This window comes from Luteimicrobium album (assembly GCF_030161555.1).
In the GTDB taxonomy this organism is placed as follows: Bacteria; Actinomycetota; Actinomycetes; order Actinomycetales; family Cellulomonadaceae; genus Luteimicrobium; species Luteimicrobium album.
In genome coordinates this window covers 4105251-4123840 of the sequence record NZ_BSUK01000001.1, presented here as the reverse complement: position 1 = coordinate 4123840, position 18590 = coordinate 4105251, and the positions used below count along the sequence as shown (strand labels likewise).

21 protein-coding genes, 1 other RNA gene and 3 pseudogenes are annotated in these 18590 nt (G+C 70.8%); 24 read left to right on the top strand and 1 reads right to left on the bottom strand.

Features of this window, described 5'->3' with window-relative positions:
- The first annotated feature begins 60 nt into the window (after nucleotides 1–60).
- The 19 genes and pseudogenes from QQK45_RS21180 to ssrA all read left to right on the top strand — a co-directional run bounded on the left by QQK45_RS21180 (nucleotide 61) and on the right by ssrA (nucleotide 13291).
- Nucleotides 61–711: a hypothetical protein gene (locus tag QQK45_RS21180; RefSeq protein WP_284291126.1), complete on the top strand. Its 651-nt coding sequence runs from the start codon at nucleotides 61–63 to the stop codon at nucleotides 709–711.
- Nucleotides 650–2170 (top strand): recombinase family protein, encoded by a 1521-nt coding sequence (locus tag QQK45_RS21175; RefSeq protein ID WP_348525322.1) that lies wholly within the window; start codon nucleotides 650–652, stop codon nucleotides 2168–2170. The genes QQK45_RS21180 and QQK45_RS21175 overlap by 62 nt, the downstream gene beginning before the upstream one ends.
- A pseudogene (locus QQK45_RS21170) lies at nucleotides 2167–3072 on the top strand (TadA family conjugal transfer-associated ATPase); the annotation flags it as partial. The gene QQK45_RS21175 and the pseudogene QQK45_RS21170, both read left to right, overlap by 4 nt.
- Nucleotides 3072–3928: pseudogene (locus QQK45_RS21165) on the top strand (type II secretion system F family protein). The pseudogenes QQK45_RS21170 and QQK45_RS21165, both read left to right, overlap by 1 nt.
- Nucleotides 3925–4866 carry a type II secretion system F family protein gene (locus QQK45_RS21160; protein WP_284294870.1) on the top strand — a complete coding sequence of 314 codons (942 nt, stop codon included), beginning with the start codon at nucleotides 3925–3927 and terminating at the stop codon, nucleotides 4864–4866. The pseudogene QQK45_RS21165 and the gene QQK45_RS21160 overlap by 4 nt, the downstream one beginning before the upstream one ends.
- Nucleotides 4867–4951: 85 nt before the next feature.
- Nucleotides 4952–5191, top strand: a complete 240-nt coding sequence (locus QQK45_RS21155) for a hypothetical protein (RefSeq protein ID WP_284295157.1) — start codon at nucleotides 4952–4954, stop codon at nucleotides 5189–5191.
- Entirely contained in the window at nucleotides 5188–5598 is a 411-nt protein-coding gene (locus QQK45_RS21150) for a TadE/TadG family type IV pilus assembly protein (protein WP_284294869.1), read from the top strand. Before QQK45_RS21155 ends, QQK45_RS21150 begins: the two co-directional genes overlap by 4 nt.
- The gene (locus QQK45_RS21145; RefSeq protein ID WP_284294868.1) at nucleotides 5595–6044 is read left to right on the top strand and encodes a pilus assembly protein; all 450 of its coding nucleotides are present in this window, start codon (nucleotides 5595–5597) and stop codon (nucleotides 6042–6044) included. The genes QQK45_RS21150 and QQK45_RS21145 overlap by 4 nt, the downstream gene beginning before the upstream one ends.
- Nucleotides 6041–6496 carry a pilus assembly protein TadG-related protein gene (locus QQK45_RS21140; protein WP_284294867.1) on the top strand — a complete coding sequence of 152 codons (456 nt, stop codon included), beginning with the start codon at nucleotides 6041–6043 and terminating at the stop codon, nucleotides 6494–6496. The genes QQK45_RS21145 and QQK45_RS21140 overlap by 4 nt, the downstream gene beginning before the upstream one ends.
- Nucleotides 6497–6841: 345 nt before the next feature.
- Nucleotides 6842–7273 (top strand): hypothetical protein, encoded by a 432-nt coding sequence (locus QQK45_RS21135; RefSeq protein WP_284294866.1) that lies wholly within the window; start codon nucleotides 6842–6844, stop codon nucleotides 7271–7273.
- 93 nt (nucleotides 7274–7366) lie between these two features.
- A complete protein-coding gene (prfB, locus tag QQK45_RS21130; RefSeq protein WP_284294865.1) occupies nucleotides 7367–8482 on the top strand; it encodes a peptide chain release factor 2 in 1116 nt (371 codons plus the stop codon).
- A 159-nt stretch (nucleotides 8483–8641) separates the two neighbouring features.
- Nucleotides 8642–9337 carry a cell division ATP-binding protein FtsE gene (ftsE, locus tag QQK45_RS21125; RefSeq protein ID WP_284294864.1) on the top strand — a complete coding sequence of 232 codons (696 nt, stop codon included), beginning with the start codon at nucleotides 8642–8644 and terminating at the stop codon, nucleotides 9335–9337.
- Nucleotides 9334–10089 (top strand): permease-like cell division protein FtsX, encoded by a 756-nt coding sequence (gene ftsX / locus QQK45_RS21120; protein WP_348525321.1) that lies wholly within the window; start codon nucleotides 9334–9336, stop codon nucleotides 10087–10089. Before ftsE ends, ftsX begins: the two co-directional genes overlap by 4 nt.
- The gene (locus tag QQK45_RS22755) at nucleotides 10086–10247 is read left to right on the top strand and encodes a hypothetical protein (RefSeq protein ID WP_348525320.1); all 162 of its coding nucleotides are present in this window, start codon (nucleotides 10086–10088) and stop codon (nucleotides 10245–10247) included. Before ftsX ends, QQK45_RS22755 begins: the two co-directional genes overlap by 4 nt.
- 1 nt (nucleotide 10248) lies before the next feature.
- Complete coding sequence (locus QQK45_RS21115; protein ID WP_284294863.1) at nucleotides 10249–11370, top strand: coiled-coil domain-containing protein; 1122 nt, start codon at nucleotides 10249–10251, stop codon at nucleotides 11368–11370.
- The gene (locus QQK45_RS21110; protein WP_284294862.1) at nucleotides 11367–11732 is read left to right on the top strand and encodes a M23 family metallopeptidase; all 366 of its coding nucleotides are present in this window, start codon (nucleotides 11367–11369) and stop codon (nucleotides 11730–11732) included. Before QQK45_RS21115 ends, QQK45_RS21110 begins: the two co-directional genes overlap by 4 nt.
- Nucleotides 11733–11856: 124 nt before the next feature.
- A complete protein-coding gene (gene smpB / locus QQK45_RS21105; RefSeq protein ID WP_284294861.1) occupies nucleotides 11857–12327 on the top strand; it encodes an SsrA-binding protein SmpB in 471 nt (156 codons plus the stop codon).
- A gap of 243 nt (nucleotides 12328–12570) precedes the next feature.
- Nucleotides 12571–12789 carry a hypothetical protein gene (locus tag QQK45_RS21100; protein WP_284294859.1) on the top strand — a complete coding sequence of 73 codons (219 nt, stop codon included), beginning with the start codon at nucleotides 12571–12573 and terminating at the stop codon, nucleotides 12787–12789.
- 133 nt (nucleotides 12790–12922) lie between these two features.
- Nucleotides 12923–13291, top strand: a transfer-messenger RNA (tmRNA) gene (gene ssrA, locus QQK45_RS21095).
- A gap of 57 nt (nucleotides 13292–13348) precedes the next feature.
- Here the strand turns inward: ssrA and QQK45_RS21090 are convergent.
- Nucleotides 13349–13729 (bottom strand): hypothetical protein, encoded by a 381-nt coding sequence (locus QQK45_RS21090; protein ID WP_284294858.1) that lies wholly within the window; start codon nucleotides 13727–13729, stop codon nucleotides 13349–13351.
- 563 nt (nucleotides 13730–14292) lie between these two features.
- Here QQK45_RS21090 and QQK45_RS22750 point away from each other — a divergent pair.
- From QQK45_RS22750 to QQK45_RS21065, 5 genes and pseudogenes are all read left to right on the top strand, one after another.
- Nucleotides 14293–14823: pseudogene (locus tag QQK45_RS22750) on the top strand (ROK family protein); the annotation flags it as partial.
- Between the two features lie 478 nt (nucleotides 14824–15301).
- On the top strand, nucleotides 15302–16642 hold the full coding sequence (locus QQK45_RS21080; protein WP_284294857.1) for an extracellular solute-binding protein: 1341 nt from the start codon (nucleotides 15302–15304) through the stop codon (nucleotides 16640–16642).
- 180 nt (nucleotides 16643–16822) lie between these two features.
- Entirely contained in the window at nucleotides 16823–17683 is an 861-nt protein-coding gene (locus QQK45_RS21075; RefSeq protein ID WP_284294856.1) for a carbohydrate ABC transporter permease, read from the top strand.
- Nucleotides 17680–17805, top strand: coding sequence for a hypothetical protein (locus QQK45_RS21070; RefSeq protein ID WP_284294855.1), 126 nt, complete (start codon nucleotides 17680–17682; stop codon nucleotides 17803–17805). The genes QQK45_RS21075 and QQK45_RS21070 overlap by 4 nt, the downstream gene beginning before the upstream one ends.
- 35 nt (nucleotides 17806–17840) lie before the next feature.
- Entirely contained in the window at nucleotides 17841–18590 is a 750-nt protein-coding gene (locus tag QQK45_RS21065) for a carbohydrate ABC transporter permease (RefSeq protein ID WP_284294854.1), read from the top strand.

Here is an 18590-nt window from a genome sequence, read left to right as displayed (position 1 = left end):
TCACAGACTTCACCCGTTCGCACGGTTCGTCGCCTCGGCGCGGTACGGGATGATCCGTCCATGCCTCGTAAGTACGCTCTCGCAACCATCACTGTCGTCGCAGCTGGGACGCTCGCCGCGTGCTCGTCATCGGGCCCCAGTGCACCGCCCGTCACGGTGACGGCGACCGTCACTCAGACAGTCCAAGCCCAGCTCAAGCCGACCCCCACCGCTGAGGTCACACCGACCGCGGCTCCGACGAGCGCGCGAGGGAACGTGGAGAAGAAGGCCGGGGAGTGGGGCTGGGTGTCAGGTTCGAACGGGGACAATCTCGGGGACGCGGCATTCCAGATCCGGGTCACGAAGATCAAGGTCGACCCCACATGCGACGGCCAGTTCGCCACCAAGTCGAAAGCTGGCCACCTCGTCGCGCTCACGGTCGAAGCGCGCACGTCGAAGGAACTCGTGAAGGCGCTGTCGCTCACCGGAGGCACGGCTCTCGGTATCGGTCCAGCCACCTGGTCGCTCATCGGTTCAGACGGCTACAACCAGTCGAACCCCGCGACAGCAGCCGCGTTCGCATGCGCAGATGACTCCGAAGTGATCCCCACATCGATCGGCCCAGCACAGAAGGCGAAGGGCTTGGTCGTGCTCGACTCCAAGACCAAGCATGGGGTCGTCGTGTACAGCCTCAACGGCCAGGGCGACACGGGCTGGGAGTGGAAGTTCTGACCCGCCTATGACTCCTCGTGCTGGCCTCCGCCCCGTCCCCGACACGCCGCCGCGCGCGGTCCTCTACCTGCGCCAGTCGACCTACCGCGAGGAGTCGATCAGCCTCGAGCTGCAGGAGACCGCCGGACGCGACTACTGCGCCCGCCACGGATACGACGTCGTCGCCGTCGAAGCCGACCCCGGCATCTCCGGGCGCACCTGGAAGCGGCCCGCTGTTCAACGCGTCATGGACATGATCGAGACCCGCGCCGCCGACGTCGTCGTCCTGTGGCGCTGGTCCCGCCTGTCCCGCAACCGCAAGGACTGGGCCATCGCAGCCGACCGCGTCGACGTCGCCGGCGGCCGCATCGAATCCGCCACCGAACCCAACGACGGCACCGCCGCGGGCCGGTTCGCGCGCGGCGTCATGACCGAGCTCGCCGCGTTCGAGTCCGAACGCATCAGCGAGCAGTGGCAGGAGGTCCACGCCTCCCGCGTCGCCCGCGGCCTCCCACCCGGCGGGAAGCTCCCCTGGGGGTGGGCCTGGGCCGACGGCGCCGTCACCCCCGACCCCGACACGGCCCCGTACATCGAGCAGGCGTACCGCCGGTACCTCGCCGGCGCAGGGCACCGCGAGCTCGCAGCCTGGTTCAACGGCCTCGGCCTCAAGCCGATGCACGCCCCCGCGTGGCACGACACGACGATCGTGCAGTGCCTCGACTCGCCGATCCACGCCGGGTACGTCGTCTACCACGGCGAGCTCCACGACGGCGCGCACCAGGGCATCGTCGACGTCGAGACGTGGGAGGCGTACCGGGCCGAGCGTGAGGCGCGCGCGGCAGAGCGGCAGGTGAAGCGCCGGTACCTGCTGTCTGGGATCGCGCGGTGCGAGTGCGGGGCCGGGATGAACGGGTACCGCATCGCCCCGTCGGCGCGGAACCGGCAGCGTGAAGGGTTCCTCGGGTACCGGTGCGGGGACTTCGGCCGCGCCGAGGGACACGGGCCGCGCTGGTCGATCTCCTTGCGCCTCGTCGAGGACGCCGTGCTCGCGTGGCTGCGCGACGTCGCGGACGACGTCGAGAACACCGCGGCCCGGGCCGCCGTCGAGGGATCGGACGCGCGCCTCGAGGCGCAGCGCATCGCCCGCGAGATCACCGGCCTGGACCGCCAGCTCGCCGCCCTCACCGGGCACCTCGCCTCGGGGCTTGTGCCGGAGGCCGCGTACCGGGTGACGCGCGACGAGATCATGGAGCGCCGCGACCGGCTCACGTCCGGCCTCGCCGCGGCGGAGCGGCTGATCGTGCGCATGCCCGACGACCCGTCGAAGATCGCGCGCGAGGTCCTGGCGGACTGGGTGACGCTCCCGGTCGAGGCGAAGCGGTCCGCGCTGCGGGCTCTGATCGCGCGGGTCGAGGTGCGCTTCGAGGAGCGGCGCGCCGACGTCGTCCCGGTCTGGAGCACTCTGCGTCCCATCGGATAGCGGACGTCACGCGCGCTGAGATGGCGGTCAACATCCGCAAGCACGTCCTGCGCGCGTCGCACCTGGGCGACCTCGTCGCGCTGGGGTCCCTGACCGGGCAGGCGGCGTCGTTCCTCGACGCGACCGTGCGCGCCGGGCTCAACGTCCTCGTGTCGGGCGCGACGCAGGCCGGCAAGACGACGATGCTCAACGCGCTCGCCGGATCGGTGCCCGCGACGCAGCGGATCATCACCTGCGAGGAGGTCTTCGAGCTCCGGATCGCCGCGCGGGACCTCGTCGCGATGCAGTGCCGCCAGCCCAGCCTCGAGGGCACCGGCGAGATCACGCTCCGCCGTCTCGTCAAGGAGGCGCTGCGCATGCGCCCCGACCGCATCGTCATCGGCGAGGTCCGCGAGGCCGAGGCGTTCGACCTGCTGATCGCCTTGAACTCCGGCATCCCGGGCATGTGCACGCTGCACGCGAGCTCGGCCCGCGAGGCCATCGGCAAGATGACGGCCCTCCCGCTCCTCGCCGGCGAGAACGTGTCCGACCGGTTCGTCGTGCCCACCGTCGCGTCGTCGGTCGACGTCGTCGTCCACCTCGGCGTCGCGCCCGACGGGCGGCGCCAGGTCCGCGAGATCGTCGGCGTGCCCGGGCGCGTCGAGCAGGACGTCGTCGAGACGTCCACGATCTTCCATCGGGTCGGCGGCGGGCGGTCCGGTGGCGAGCTGGTGCGCGGCGACGGGCTCCCGCCGGCGCTCGACCGCTACGAGCGCGCGGGGATCGACGTCCTCGCGCTGCTCGCGACCGGACGCCCGCACGAGGCGCAGCGCGACCACGCGGCGCCCGGCGCCGCCGGCACCACGGTCTATCCCCCGCCGCCGGCCCAGCCGTTCGCCGACGCGTACCGGGGGCAGGCCTGATGGGCGTCGTCCTCGGCCTCCTGCTCGGCGCCGGCCTGTGCCTCGTGTGGACCGCGTGGTGGGCGCCGACCCCACGGACCCGGCGCAGCGACGGCTGGGCCGCCCGCACCCAGGACCTCCTCGTCCAGGCCGGCGCGACCGGCGTGACGCCGGGCGGACTCGTCGGGGCGAGCGTCGTCGTCGGCGTCGTCGTGGCGCTCGCGGGCTTCGTGTTCACCCGCTCCGGGACCATCAGCCTCGCGTTCGCGCTGCTCGCCGGGGGATCCCCGCGATGCTCGTCCGGTCGCGCGCCCGACGACGGCGCGTGGCCCTGCGCGAGGTGTGGCCCGAGGTCGTGGACAACCTGGCGTCGGGCGTGCGGGCGGGGTTGTCGCTGCCCGAGGCCGTCGCGCAGCTCGGCGAGCGCGGGCCCGTCGAGCTGAGGCCCCAGTTCCGGGCGTTCGCGAGCGACTTCCGCGCGTCGGGCCGGTTCTCCGAGTGCCTGGACGCGCTCAAGGCCCGGCTCGCGGACCCGGTCGGCGACCGGATCGTCGAGGCTCTGCGGATGACCCGCGACGTCGGCGGCACGGACCTCGGCCGCCTCCTCCGGACGCTCTCCACGTTCCTGCGCGAGGACGCGCGCACGCGCGGCGAGCTCGAGGCCCGCCAGTCGTGGACGATCAACGCGGCGCGGCTCGCGGTCGCCGGGCCGTGGGTGGTGCTGGCGCTGCTCGCGACGCGCCCCGAGACGGCCCAGGCGTACGACTCGGTGGCCGGTGTCGCCGTGCTCGGGCTCGGTGCCGCGTGCTGCGCGGTGGCGTACCGCCTCATGATCCGGATCGGGCGGCTGCCCGAGGAGACGCGGGTGCTGCGATGACCGCCGGCCAGCTCGCCGCCTGGGGCGCCTTCGTCGGCGCCGGGTTCTCGCTCGGTCTGCTCCTCGTCGTGGCTCGCCTGCGTGCCTGCCGTGCCATCCTCGCCGAACGCGTCGCACCGTGGCTCCGGGTGCACTCGGCGGAGTCCGCGCTGCTCGCCCCCACCCCGGTCCGCACGCCGTTCGGCGCGCTCGAGCGGCTCGTCGCGCCGTGGCTCGACGACATCGGTCGCGCGTTCGAACGGTTCGGCCCCACCCGGTCGGAGCTCGCCCGCCGGCTGGCCCGGGCGGGGCGGGCCGAGACCGTCGAGCAGTACCGGGCCCGGCAGGTGGTGTTCGGCGCGGTCGGGCTCGCCACCGGCCTGGCGTTCGCGGTGCTGCTGCTCGTGGCGCGCGGGGCCTCGGTCGTGCCGCTCTTCGCGCTCGTGCTCGTGTGCGGCGTCGTCGGCGCGCTGGTCTGCGACTACCTGCTCGGGCGCGAGGTCACGGCCCGCGAGGAACGGATCCTCGCCGAGTTCCCGACCGTGGCCGAGCTCCTCGCGCTCGCCGTGACGGCCGGTGAGTCGCCGGTGGGCGCGCTCGAGCGGGTCCGCCGCACCGCCCACGGCGCGCTCGCCGAAGAGCTCGGCACGGCGCTCGGCGCCGTGCGCTCGGGCACGTCCCTCGTCCGCGCGCTCGAGCAGCTCGCCGACCGCATCTCCCTGCCCGCGGTGACCCGCTTCGCGGACGGCCTGTCGGTCGCCGTCGAGCGCGGGACACCGCTCGCCGACGTGCTCCGCGCCCAGGCGCAGGACGTCCGGGAGGCCGGGCGACGCGCGTTGATGGAGACGGGCGGCAAGAAGGAGACGGCCATGATGATCCCTGTCGTCTTCCTGGTGCTGCCCGTGACGGTGGCCTTCGCCGTGTTCCCGAGCCTCGTGACGCTCCGGATCGGCCTGTGAGAGCCGAGCCCCCGATGCCCGTACCCCGAGAGGCCGCGCCCGCCGGCGCGCGTCGAACCCTGAGCCAGAACCACCGGAGGTAGCAGTGAAGAAGTCGCTGATCGAGCTCGCGAGCCGACGGGCGCACGTCTGGGCCGGCGCCGCGGCGCAGCGCGTGCGCGCGACGCAGGACGGCCGTCCGGGCGACGGCGAGCGGGGCGACGTCCCGGGCTGGGTCCTGGTGACGCTCATGACCGCGGGCCTCGTGATCGCGCTGTGGGCCGTCGCGGGCAAGGTGCTGCCGGACCTGTTCGGCAACGCGATCGACAGCGTCAAGGGGCCGTGACCTCGCCGAGGACCGCGCGTGGTGCGGGGCGGGGCGACGCCGAGGGCGGGTCGGCCGTCGTGGACTTCGTCCTCGTCTCGGTGCTGCTCATGGTGCTCTTCCTGGGTGTGGTGCAGGTCGCGCTGGCTCAGCACGTGCGGTCGATGCTCGTCGACTCCGCGGCCGAGGGTGCGCGCTACGGCGCCCGCGCGGACCGCGGCCCCGACGACGCGGTCCGGCGCACGCAGGAGCTGATCTCCGCCGACCTCTCGTCCCGGTACGCGCGCGACGTCACCGCTCGGTACACGACGCGCGACGGCGTCGCCGTCGTCGAGGTCTCCGTCGAGGCGCCGCTGCCCGTGGTCGGCCTCCTGGGTCCAGGTGGCGTGGTCGACGTCGTCGGGCACGCCGTCGCGGAGCCACGGTGAGCGCCCGCCGGGACGAGGGCAGCGCCCTCGTCGAGTTCCTGGGTGCGAGCCTCGTGCTCCTCGTGCCGCTGGTCTACCTGGTCCTCACGGTCGGGCGGGTCCAGGCGGCGTCCTTCGCCGCGGAGTCCGCGGCGAGCGGCGCGGCGCGCGTGTTCGTCGTCGCACCCGGCCAGGCGTCGGGCGAGGCGCTCGCGGTGGACGCGACCCGGCTCGCCTTCGAGGACCAGCACATCCCGCTCGACGACGCCGCGAGCGCGGTCTCGTTGTCGTGCCTCGGCGGTACGTGCGGGACGTCAGGCACGGCGGTCGTGGCGCGCGTCCGGGTCGAGGTGGCGCTCCCGCTCGTGCCGGCGTTCGTGCGCGCCCACGTGCCGCTCGCGGTGCCCGTCGAGGCGACCGCGCACGGCACGTTCCCGCGCTACGCGGACCTGACGGGGTGGTCGTGAGCGGCGGGGAGGACCGGGAGTCCGGTCAGATCATGCTGCTCACGATCGGCGTCGTGGTGCTCGCGCTCGCCCTGGTCTTCGCCGTCGCGTCGGCGTCGTCGGTCCACCTCGAGCGCAAGCGCCTGTACGACGTGGCCGACCAGATCGCGCTCGACGCCGCCGACCGGCTCGACCGCGGCCTGTACTACGACCGGCTCGACACGGGCCTGACGCCGCAGGTCGTGATCTCCGACACGGACGTGCAGGACGCCGTCGACGCGGTCCTCGCGGACTCGCCCGAGCTGGTCGACGGCTACGAGGAGGTCCGGGTCGTCGACGCGTCGACGCCCGACGGCCGCACGGCGGAGGTCGTCCTGCGGGCGCGCGTCCGCCCGACGCTGCTGACCTGGGCGACGGCGGCGTTCTCCGGGGGCGTCGTGGTGACTGCGGACGCCCGCGCCCGCGCGGACTGAACCGCGGGGACCGGTCGTCGGTCCCGGAGCGGGCCCGTGCCCGTCATATATCAGTGCGTGCCGTGTGTGAACACGGTGTTAACTTGTTCGTGGCATCCCGTTCGAGGGTGCGGCCCGGCGTCGGCGATCCGACGTCGTTGGCCCGGCAGTTCACCGGGGCCAGTGCAGCCGCACCGCGCCGGATGGTCGCACCGTCGCGCGGCCCGCACCTCGTCCTGCAGAGCTGTCCTCAGAGCTGACACCGTGGCGCGCGCGGCTGCGTCGTGCTGTGCGGTCGTGAAGGCGTCGGATGCCGGCGGTGACGTGACGAGAACGCATACGCAACTGACGAAGGAGCCCGTTCCCATGAAGAAGACAGCCCTCATCGCACTGCCCCTCGCCGCCCTGATCGGGTTCGGCGCCGCGGCGTGCAGCTCCGACGACGACTCCTCGTCGTCGTCGTCGACCACGACCTCCGCTGCGCCCTCCGAGGCCGCGACCCAGCGCCCCGCCGACGTGAAGGCGCAGGAGCTGAGCGACGCGATCGCGGCCAAGTTCCCGAACGCGAAGGTGACCGCGTACCACGGGCAGGTCAGCCTCAACGTGTCGAAGGATGACAAGGACGTCGTCACGTTCGTCGAGCAGCAGACCGGCATGACGGCCGACGCGAAGAAGCAGATCGCGGACGCGGGCAAGGACCCGTCGTCGGTCACCTACGACGCGTGGCTCGTCAACGTGACCCCCGACGACCAGGGCGGCTCGCAGTGGCGGATCGTGTCGATCGCGCCCAGCAACTGACCGACGGACCGGCCGACGACCGGTTGACGGGCCGCCTCCAGCTCATCGGGAGGCGGCCCGTCCGCGTCCGGTGGTCGCGTAGGGTAGAACCTCGTGGCGACCATCGACTTCCCGGCTGAGATCAAGGCCCTCCGTACCACTCTCGAGTCGATCGAGTCGGTGAGCGACCCGGCCGTGCTGGAGAAGAAGGTCGCCGAGCTGTCCGAGCAGGCCGCGGCTCCTGACCTGTGGGACGACCCCGAGGCGGCCCAGAAGGTGACGACCGCACTGTCGCAGACGCAGTCCGAGCTGGACCGCGTCACCCACATGGCGAGCAGGATCGACGACCTCGAGACCCTCGTCGAGATGGCGACTGAGGATGGGGGCGACGCGGAGACCCTGGCAGAGGCCGAGGGCGAGCTCGCCGCCATCCGCAAGGATCTCGACGCGCTCGAGGTCCGGACCCTGCTGAGCGGCGAGTACGACGCCCGCGAGGCCGTCGTCACGATCCGCGCGGGTGCGGGCGGCGTCGACGCCGCCGACTTCGCGGAGATGCTGCTGCGCATGTACCTGCGCTGGGCGGAGCGCCACGGCTACTCGACCCAGGTCCTCGACACGTCGTACGCGGAGGAGGCCGGCCTCAAGTCGGCGACGTTCGAGGTCAAGGCACCGTACGCGTACGGGAACCTGTCCGTCGAGGCCGGCACGCACCGCCTGGTCCGCATCTCGCCGTTCGACAACCAGGGCCGCCGGCAGACGTCGTTCGCCGCGGTCGAGGTGATCCCGCTGATCGAGCAGACGGACAGCGTCGACATCCCCGAGTCGGAGATCAAGGTCGACGTGTTCCGCTCGTCGGGCCCGGGCGGGCAGTCCGTCAACACGACGGACTCCGCGGTCCGCATGACCCACATCCCGACCGGGATCGTCGTCTCGATGCAGAACGAGAAGTCGCAGATCCAGAACCGTGCCGCCGCGCTCCGCGTGCTCCAGTCGCGCCTGCTGCTGGTCCGCCAGCAGGAGGAGGCCGCGAAGAAGAAGGAGCTCGCGGGCGACATCAAGGCGAGCTGGGGCGACCAGATGCGCTCCTACGTCCTCCAGCCGTACCAGATGGTCAAGGACCTGCGGACGGAGCACGAGGTCGGCAACCCGTCGGCCGTGTTCGACGGTGACATCGACGACTTCATCGAGGCGGGCATCCGCTGGCGCCGGGGTGCGTCGCAGGCCGCCTGACCCACGCTCAGCCCCCGTCCAGGCACGCTCCGCCCCGGCGTGTCGCCGTCGGGCGGGCGAAGGCCCGTGCTTAGTGTCGAAGCCGCCGTGCGTGGCAGCGCACGGTGAGGTGCGCCGCCGGCGCCGGCGACGACGACAGCACGGGAGGGGTGATCGGGCGTGATCAGGTTCGACGACGTCACCAAGGTGTACGCGCGTGGCGCCCGTCCGGCGCTCGACCGCGTCAGCGTCGACATCGAGCGCGGCGAGTTCGTGTTCATCGTCGGGGCGTCGGGCTCGGGCAAGTCGACGTTCCTCCACCTGATCCTGCGCGAGGAGCGCCCGACGGGTGGGCGGGTGTACGTCGCGGGCCGCGACCTGTCGCGGCTGTCGAGCTGGAAGGTCCCGCAGCTACGCCGCGGGATCGGCGTGGTCTTCCAGGACTTCCGTCTCCTGCCCAACAAGACGGTCTTCGACAACGTGGCGTTCGCGCTGCAGGTGATCGGGGAGCAGCGGCACACGATCCGGCTCCGCGTCCCCGAGGTGCTCGAGCTGGTGGGTCTGGACGGCAAGGAGAAGCGGCTGCCCGAGGAGCTGTCCGGCGGTGAGCAGCAGCGCGTCGCCATCGCGCGCGCCATGGTGAACCGTCCGCCGATCCTGCTGGCCGACGAGCCCACCGGGAACCTCGACCCCACGACGTCCCTCGGCATCACTCGGCTCCTCGACCGCATCCACCGCAACGGCACCACGGTCGTCATGGCGACCCACGACGACGAGATGGTCGACGAGCTGCGCAAGCGGGTCATCGAGCTCAAGACCGGCGAGGTGGTGCGCGACGAGTCGCGCGGCGCCTACGGATCGGAGCGCATCGCGTGAGGTTCCAGTACGTCCTGTCGGAGATCGGCCAGGGGCTGCGCCGCAACGTGACCATGGTGGTCGCGGTGGTGCTCGTGACGTTCGTGTCGCTCACGTTCGTGGGCGCTGCCGCGCTGCTGCAGATGCAGATCGGGAAGCTGCAGGACGACTGGTACGGCAAGGTCGAGGTCTCGGTCTTCTTGTGCCCGCAGGGCTCGACGGAGGCCGGCTGCTCGAGCGGCGAGGCCACGCAGCAGCAGATCGACGCGCTCTCGGCGCTGATGAAGTCGCCCGACGTCGCGCCGCTCGTCGAGAAGGTGCAGTTCGAGTCCAAGGCCGAGGCGTTCAAGGAGTTCCAGGCCCGCTACCCCGACGGGTACAACGGGACCCAGCTCACGCAGGACGACATGCAGGCCTCGTTCCGGATCAAGCTCAAGGACCCGTCGCGGTACCAGGTCGTCGCGGACGTGGTCACGGGCAGGCCAGGGGTCGAGTACGTCCAGGACGAGCGCCGGATCTTCGACTCGCTCTTCCTCGCGCTGAACCGCGCGTCGTACCTGTCCGCGGGTCTGGCGGCCGTCATGCTCCTCGCCGCCGTCCTGCTGACGACGACGACGATCCGCCTGTCTGCGATGAGCCGCCGTCGCGAGACGGGGATCATGCGCCTCGTGGGTGCGAGCAACTGGTTCGTGCACCTGCCGTTCATGCTCGAGGGGCGATCTCCGCCCTGCTGGGCGCGGGCCTCGCGATCGGCGGCCTGTGGCTGGCGGTGAAGTACCTGGTGGACGACTGGCTGGCCCGGTCGGTGACCTGGGCGCCGTATGTCACGGAGCGGGACGTGCTGACGATCGCGCCCGTCCTGCTCGCGATCGCGGTCGTGCTCGCGGCCCTGGCGAGCGTCCTGACCCTGCGGCGCTACACGAGGGTGTGAGATGCGAGCCTCGACGACGTTCCCCGACTCCGCCGCGCGTCCGCGGCCACGCCCGACGGCGCGGCTGTGGTTCGCCCGCACGCTCGCTGCCGCGGTGGGGACGGCCCTGCTCGCGGGGTCGGCCGTGGCGGCGCACGCCGACGACCTCGACGACCGCCGTGCCGCGGCGGTCGCGAAGCAGAAGGCGCTCGAGGCGAAGAACGAGGACCTCGAGTCGCAGCTCGAGGACACGTCGGCGGCACTGTCGAAGGTGTACCTCGAGCTCAAGGACGTCGAGGCGAAGATCCCCGTCGCGCAGGCCGACCTCGACGTCGCCAACGGCAAGGTCGAGGCGACGCAGCGCGCCCAGCAGCTCCTCGCGCAGCGCCTCGCCGACGCCCAGAGCCAGGAGAAGGAGCTCGCGGCGCAGGTGACGAAGGGCGCCACCCAGGTCGCGCAGGCGCACGACGACGTCGCCGCCATGGCCCGACGCGCGATGCGCGGCGACGGCGCCCTCACGAGCCTCGGCGTGGTCACGGGTGCGCAGAGCACGCAGCAGTTCGTCGACGACTACGCGCTCGCCAAGACCGTCTCGCGGACCCAGTCGCGCGAGCTCCGGTCGCTCCAGGACACCGAGGCCGTGGCGAAGAACCGGTCCGTCCGGCTCGAGGCCGTGCGCCAGCAGGTGGCGGACCTCAAGGCCCAGGCGGACGAGAAGGTCGCCGAGGCGAAGGCGGCGCAGGCGGACGCGACGAAGCGCAAGGCGACCCTCGACGCCCTGCAGGCCAGCAAGACGAAGAAGGCCGCGGAGGTCGAGAAGCAGAAGAAGTCCGCCGCGGCGGCGGTCGAGGCGAACGAGGCGCAGACCAAGGCGCAGCAGCAGACCATCGCGACGCTCGCCGCGCAGATCAAGAAGCGCAACGCCGCGCGCGCCGCGGCCGCCGAGAAGAAGCGTCAGGAGGAGCTCGCCAAGCAGCGCGCCGAGCACAAGGCGAGCGGCGGGTCGTCCGGGGGTCGGGGAGCTCGGGCGGCGGTTCGTCCGGGAGCTCGGGCGGCTCGGGCGGGGGCTCGTCCGGGGGCTCGTCGGGCGGCAGCGGGATCGGGCTGGGGCAGCTCTCGTGGCCGGTCGCGAACACGTACGTGACGTCCCCGTTCGGCTGGCGGCTGCACCCGATCCTCGGCTACTACCGCATGCACGAGGGCGTCGACCTGCACGCGCCGTGCGGCGTCCCGATCATGGCGGCGGCGAGCGGGACGGTCGTGTCGGCCGGCTGGGTCGACGGCTACGGCAACCGGGTCGTCGTCGACCACGGCCTGTACAAGACGCACGAGGAGTTCACGACCTACAACCACATGGTCAACTTCGTGGTGCACGCCGGGCAGCACGTGTCGCGCGGACAGGTCGTCGGGCACGCGGGCGACTACGGCCTGAGCACGGCGTGCCACCTCCACTTCGAGGTCATGCTGGACGGCACCTTCACGAACCCGATCCCGTTCCTGTCCTGACGCTCGGGGCGTTCGCCGACGACAAAACCTGCGCCCGGCCGAGGGCCGGTCACGTAGTCTGGTCGGTCGGATCGGACGGCGCACCCGGCGTCGTCGGGCGTCACCAGGTCAGGAGCTGAGCACGGTGCCGAAGGACACGGGCCGCCAGGTCGTCGCGAGCAATCGCAAGGCTCGTCACGACTACGTCATCGAGGACGTCTTCGAGGCCGGCATCGTGCTGAGCGGGACCGAGGTCAAGGCGCTGCGGCAGGGCCGGGCGTCGCTCGTCGACGGCTTCGTCCTCGTCGACCGTGGCGAGGCGTGGCTCGAGAACGTGTACGTGCCCGAGTACTCGCAGGGCACCTGGACGAACCACGCGCCACGGCGCAAGCGCAAGCTCCTGCTCCACCGCTCGGAGATCGACCGGCTCGAGGCGCGCACGCGCGAGAAGGGCCAGACGATCATCCCCCTGCAGCTCTACTTCCTCGACGGTCGCGCGAAGGTCGAGATCGCGCTCGCGCGAGGCAAGAAGGAGTACGACAAGCGTCAGTCGCTGCGCGAGCGCCAGGACAACCTGGAGGCCCAGCGCGCGATGCGGCACCGCGAGCTGTCCTGACGTCGCACCGGGTGACGAATCGGGCGCGGCGCCGTACGTTGGCTGCATGATCAAGCTGCACCAGCTCTTCCCACGGCTCGCTGCCGGCGCGTTCATCCTCAGCTCGGGCCTCGACAAGCGCAGCGTCGACGACGAGCACGCCGCGATGCTCCACGGCCAGGCCGCGGCCGCATACCCTTCCTCGCGGACTGGGAGCCGACGAAGTTCGTCCGGACCCTGTCGAACACGGAGATCGCCCTCGGGGTGGCGCTCGTCGTGCCGTTCATCCCGACGACGCTGGTCTCCCTGGCGCTGGGCGCCTTCTCGGGCGGTCTGGTCGGGCTGTACGTCAAGACGCCGGGCGCGACGCGCGACGGGAGCGTCCGCCCGTCGCCGCAGGGGATCGGCCTGGCGAAGGACACGTGGCTCGTGGGCATCGCCGCCGGTCTCTTCGTCGACTCGGTGAGCCGCGGCAAGCTCTGAAGCCCACCCGGGCGCCGCCGTCGGACGGAATACCGGTGCCCGACGCGCGGTTGATCCCGTAGGCTTGTCACGCACGCTCCGGCGTGCGTCGTCGTCGGGTTCCTCCGGGAGCCGGGCGTTGACAACTGCACACGGGGGTGATCGGTTTCGACGGTGGTCGTGCTTCGAGGAGAAGCGGGCCGAGAACGCAGGCTTATCTCGTTAACGATGCCTGCAAACCCATAGGTGCCGATTCCAAGCGCACCGACTTCGCCCTCGCCGCCTGAGCGAGGCTTCGAAGTCCGTCAGCCCGGGGATGCTCTCGCCCCGGTTCCTGGCGTCATCTAGAGAGCCACTGCTTGCTGCGCACGTCAACGGCGTAGCAGGGACTTTTAGTTGACTGAGCCCGTCAGCACCTTGTCTGCGTGAGTGCTGGGGCCGAGAAAATCAGCAGCAGACTGCGCCCGGAGAAGTCCTGGATCTGCGTCACCGGACCGGGGTTCGATTCCCCGCACCTCCACCCGTGAAGAAGGGCCCGTCCGAGTTCGCTCGGACGGGCCCTTCGTGCGTCCTGAACCGGTCACCAGCCGAGGTCGTGCCACGCGGCGTCCGCCTCGGGGCCGTCGAGCCAGGTGACATGCAGGTCCCGCGCGCCGAGGCGCAGGTGCCCGTCGCGGAGCGCGTCGAGCGCGGGCGTGCCCCGCACGGTCGCGTCGTCGCAGTAGATCTCGGTCTCGGCGTCGTCGAAGTGGACGCGCCACTCGAGGCGCTCCACGGGGTTGACGTGCGTGGGCGCCAGGTGCGGCCCGACCGTGTCCCAGTGCGTCACGACGCGAGTCACGACGTACCCGACGGGAAGCCCCCGGTGCGTGCTCCCGGCCGTGTCCGTGAGCCGGCCGATCCGCCGACGGTAGGCGGCGAGCTCGGGGACGGGACGGGGTCGTGCGGGGGCGTGGGGCACGGTGCTCCCTTCCGGGTCGTGGCCGGCGACGATGCCGACGTGGCGGCGCCTGGACCGTCAGCGTAGGCAGATCGCGACCGTGACGACACCTCTGGGAGCGTGCCCACGCGGGCCTTGTGAGCAAGTCGTGATCTTGGCGGCTGCGCTGTGCGGGCGGGGCCGCCCGCCATACGGACGGACGGTGTCGGGCCCGCAGGTGGAGCACAAGGTTACGGAATGGACACAGTCACCGGCGAAAAGTTGACGACGCTTCGTAAGGAGGGTCTACTAACCGCTATGACGACGACGGTCACCGGCGCGGGAGCGCCCGGAGAGGGCTCGGAAGCTCGCTCCGTCCGAGCACCAAGGTGCTCCCCGAGCACGCTCGGGCCCACAACCGGTCGCTCGTCCTGCGCCACCTCTTCCACGAGGGCCCGACGTCGCGCGCCGACCTGGCGCGAGCCACCGGCCTCACGCGCGTCACCATCTCCGACCTCGTCGCGGCGCTCATCGCCGAGGGACTCGTCGAAGAGCTCGGTGTGCGCCCCGGCCAGCGGGTCGGGAAGCCGGCCATCCTCGTCGGGATGCGCACTGACGCCTTCCAGATCGTCTCTGTGGACCTCACCGACGGCGCCGTGATGCACGGCGCGGTCTCGACCCTGACCGGTGACTTCGTCCACCGGCAGGAGCTCCCCATCGAGGGCCGGACCGGCTCCGACATGGTCGACCTCCTCACGCGCTTCGTCCGCCTCCTGCTCGCAGCGTCGACCCAGCCCGTCATCGGCGTCGGCATCGGCTCGCCCGGCGTCATCGACGCGGACGGCGTCGTGATCGAGGCCCCCAACCGCCGCTGGTACGGGGTGCCGCTCGCCGCGGAGCTGTCGGAGCGGCTGGGCCTTCCGGTGCACGTCGCGAACGACGCCAACATCGCCGCGCTCGGCGAGTACACCTTCGGCGGCGCCGACGGCGACGGGCTCCTGGTCATCACGGTCGGCGAGGGTGTGGGCGCCGGCGTCATGATCGACGGCGCGCCCCTGCGCGGTCGGCGGAGCGCTGCCGGCGAGATCGGCCACATCACCGTCGTCACCTCCGACGGCGAGCGGTGCGCCTGTGGACGTACCGGCTGCCTCGAGACTGTCCTGGCCGCGCCCGCCCTGCGCCGCGCCATCGACGGGCTCGACCCCCAGTCTGCCGAGGCGGCCCTCGCCTCGGTCGGCGTGCTGCTCGGCACGGCACTGGTGCCGGTGATCAGCACGCTCGACCTCGTGGACGTCCTGCTGAGCGGTCCCGCGGACCTGCTCGGGGGCCGTTGCGCGAGGCCGCTCTCGCGACCATCCGGGACCGCACGATGCCCGCCATCACCAGCGAGCTTCGGCTCGAGATGGCGTCACTCGGCGAGGACGACGTGCTCGCAGGCGCGGCCGTCCTCGTGCTCGCGAACCAGATGGGGGTCGCATGACTTCCGCTGGCTCACCCCTCACGACCCGGGCCGCAGGTGGCCCGGACGTGGACCACGCCCGACGGAGCGCCCATCGCAGTGGGAACCGTCGGACACCCTGGAATGCGCACCCGCGCACAACTCAAGGAGACGCGTTGAAGAAGACACGCACCCTGGCGATCGGCGCATTCACCGCCGTCGCTGCGCTCAGCCTGGCCGCCTGCTCCAGCAGCGGCAGCGGCGGCGACGACAAGACCGGTGGCGCGAGCGACCAGAAGACGATCGGCACGGTCGACGGCTCGGGCAAGACCCTCACGGTGTGGGCGATGTCGGGCGACTACACCGACGAGACGCTCAAGGCCATCAACGACAAGTTCAAGGCCGACACGGGCGCGGACGTGAAGGTCGAGACCCAGCAGTGGGCCGACATCGGCACCAAGCTCACGACGGCCCTTGCGACCACCACGCCGCCGGACGTCATCGACATCGGCAACACCCAGGTGTCGACGTACGCCGCGACCGGTGGCCTGGCCGACCTCAGCAAGTACAAGGACGCCCTCCAGCAGGGTGGCACGTGGCTCGGCTCGCTCGTCGACCCGTCCACGGTCGATGGCAAGCTCTATGCCGTCCCGTCGTTCGCGGGCAACCGCGCGGTGATCTACAACAAGAAGACCTGGGCCGACGCCGGCGTTACCGAGGCCCCGACGACGTACGCGGACCTCAAGTCGGACCTCGACAAGATCAAGGCGAAGAACACCGCCTCGGACTTCTCGGCCTTCTACCTGCCGGGTCAGTACTGGTACGCGGGCCTCAGCTGGACGTTCGACACCGGCTCGAAGATCGCCACGCAGCAGGACGGCAAGTGGGCAGCCGACTTCTCGGACAAGGGCGTCAAGGGCCTCGACGAGTACAAGGCGTTCCAGAACGCCTACTCGAGCAAGGCGTCGCAGACGCTCAACTCGGGCGGCGAGAACAACCCGGACCAGACGCAGCTCTTCGCGGACGGCAAGACCGCGACGATCATCGGTGCGCTCTGGGACCCGGCGTCGATCGTGAAGGCTGCGGGCAAGAAGCTGACCCTCGACGACCTCGGCACCTTCGCGCTCCCGAGCCCGTCCGGTGACGGCATGGCCTACAACTTCGGTGGCGGTGAGGTCTGGGGCGTGGCGCAGAAGTCCCAGAACCAGGACCTCGCCCTTGCGTGGCTCAAGGTCGCGACGAGCGAGGACATCCAGCTGAAGCTCGCCGCTCAGCCCTGGATCCCGAACACCAACGAGCTCGCGGCGCAGGCTGCCACGAACGCTGCACCGATCAACTCCGGCTTCTTCGCCGGTGCGAGCAAGACGTTCTCGACCCCGAACGCGACCAAGTGGGCCACGGTCGAGGCCAACAAGGTGATGGAGAACCTGTTCTCCTCCGTCGCCTCTGGCTCGAAGTCGAGCGCTGACGCGGCGAAGACCGCCGACGACGCGATCAACAGCACGCTCAACGGCTGAACCTAGCCGTCACCATCGGGTTCTCCACATCGAGAGCCCAGTAGGAGAACCTCGATGACAATCCCGACTGCAGCGACTGCTGCAGGCGAGGGCGCGGCTGCCGTGACCGGTGCGTCACGGCAGCCGCGGGGCCCTCGCCCGGCCGCCTCCCGGTCGCGCAACCGCGCACCCTGGCTCCTCATGTCGCCCGCGATGCTCGTGATGGCGATCCTGACCGCGATCCCGATCATCCTGCTCGTTCTGATCTCGTTCACCAACACGGACCAGCGCACGCTCTTCACCGGCGCGTACGACAGTGTCGGCCTCGCGAACTACACCGACATCTTCACCGATCCGGAGTTCTGGAAGTCGCTGGTCCGGACGATCGTCTTCACCGCTGCGCTCGTCGGCGGCAGCGTCGCGATCGGCATGCTGCTCTCGAACCTGATGACACGTCTGGGCACGGTCATGAGGTACGTGCTCACGATCGCCATGATCTTCGCCTGGGCGATGCCGAACGTCGCCTCGTCGCAGGTCTGGAACTGGCTCTTCCAGCCGGGCTACGGCGTCGTGAACTGGCTGCTCACCCAGCTGCACGTCTTCGGTGACATGACGCAGACGAGCTGGGCGAACAACACATGGCTCGGCTTCACCTCGATCTGGCTCCTCGTGATCTGGCAGGCCGTTCCGTTCATCGCGCTGACTCTCTACGCGGCGCAGAGCCAGATCGACCCAGCCTTCTACGAGGCGGCACGGCTCGACGGCGCGAGCGAGTGGCGGATCTACCGCTCCATCACGCTCCCGTTCCTCGCGCCGACCCTCACCCTGATCACGATCCTGTCGATCATCTGGGACTTCAACATCTTCAACCAGATCTGGCTGCTCACGCAGGGCGGTCCTGACGACACGACGGCGACCCTCGGCATCTGGACGTACAAGACAGCGTTCGTGAGCTTCGAGATCGGTGTCGGCTCGGCCATCGCCGTCGTCACGACGATCCTGCTGATGATCTTCACGGGCTTCTACATCCGGCGGCTCGTTCGTACGGGGGAGGACCTGTGACCACCGACAAGACGACGATCGACGGCGCGGTCCCGTCGCCGCCCGAGGTCACCCCGGGACGGTCGTCCCCAAGAACCGCCGTCCGCGGCGTCACCGCACGGGCAGCAACATCATCGCGCTGATCCTGAGCATCGTCTGGCTTTTCCCCGTCTACTGGATGATCAACACGGCCTTCAAGCCGCGGTCCGAGATCCTGACGACTACGCCGAAGTTCCTGCCGTCGTCCGCGACCTTCCACAACTTCTACGTGGCGTTCACGCAGGCGAACTTCCTCACGAACCTCAAGAACTCGGTGATCGTCGTCGGCGCGACCCTGATCATCGCGATCGCCCTCGCGTTCTTCGCGTCGGCCGCGGTCTCGCGGTTCCGGTTCCGCGGGCGGCGGACGATCCTCGTGGTGATCATCGCCGTGCAGATGCTCCCGGGCGGTGCTCTCCTGATCCCGCAGTTCCTCGCCTTCAACCAGATGGGCCTGCTGGGCACGTACATCGGCCTCATCCTCGCGTACGTGGCGGCGGTCCTGCCCTTCTCGATCTGGGTGATGCGCGGGTTCTTCATCGCGCTGCCGAAGGAGCTGGAAGAGGCGGCTGCTGTCGACGGGGCCGGTATCTGGACCACGCTCTGGCGCATCCTGTTCCCCCTGGTTGCTCCCGGGGTGATCGCGACGAGCGTTTTCGCGTTCATCTTCGCGTGGAACGAGTACCTCACGGCGTACGTGTTCATGAAGACGCAGAGCATGTACACGCTCCCGGTGTGGCTGGCCTCCTTCAACGTCCCCAACCAGCCGACCGACTACGGCGCGCAGATGGCGGCGTCCGTCCTCTTCTCGCTCCCGGTCGTGATCTTCTTCATGATCATCCAGCGCAGGCTCGTCACGGGCATGTCCGCAGGTGCGGTGAAGGGCTGA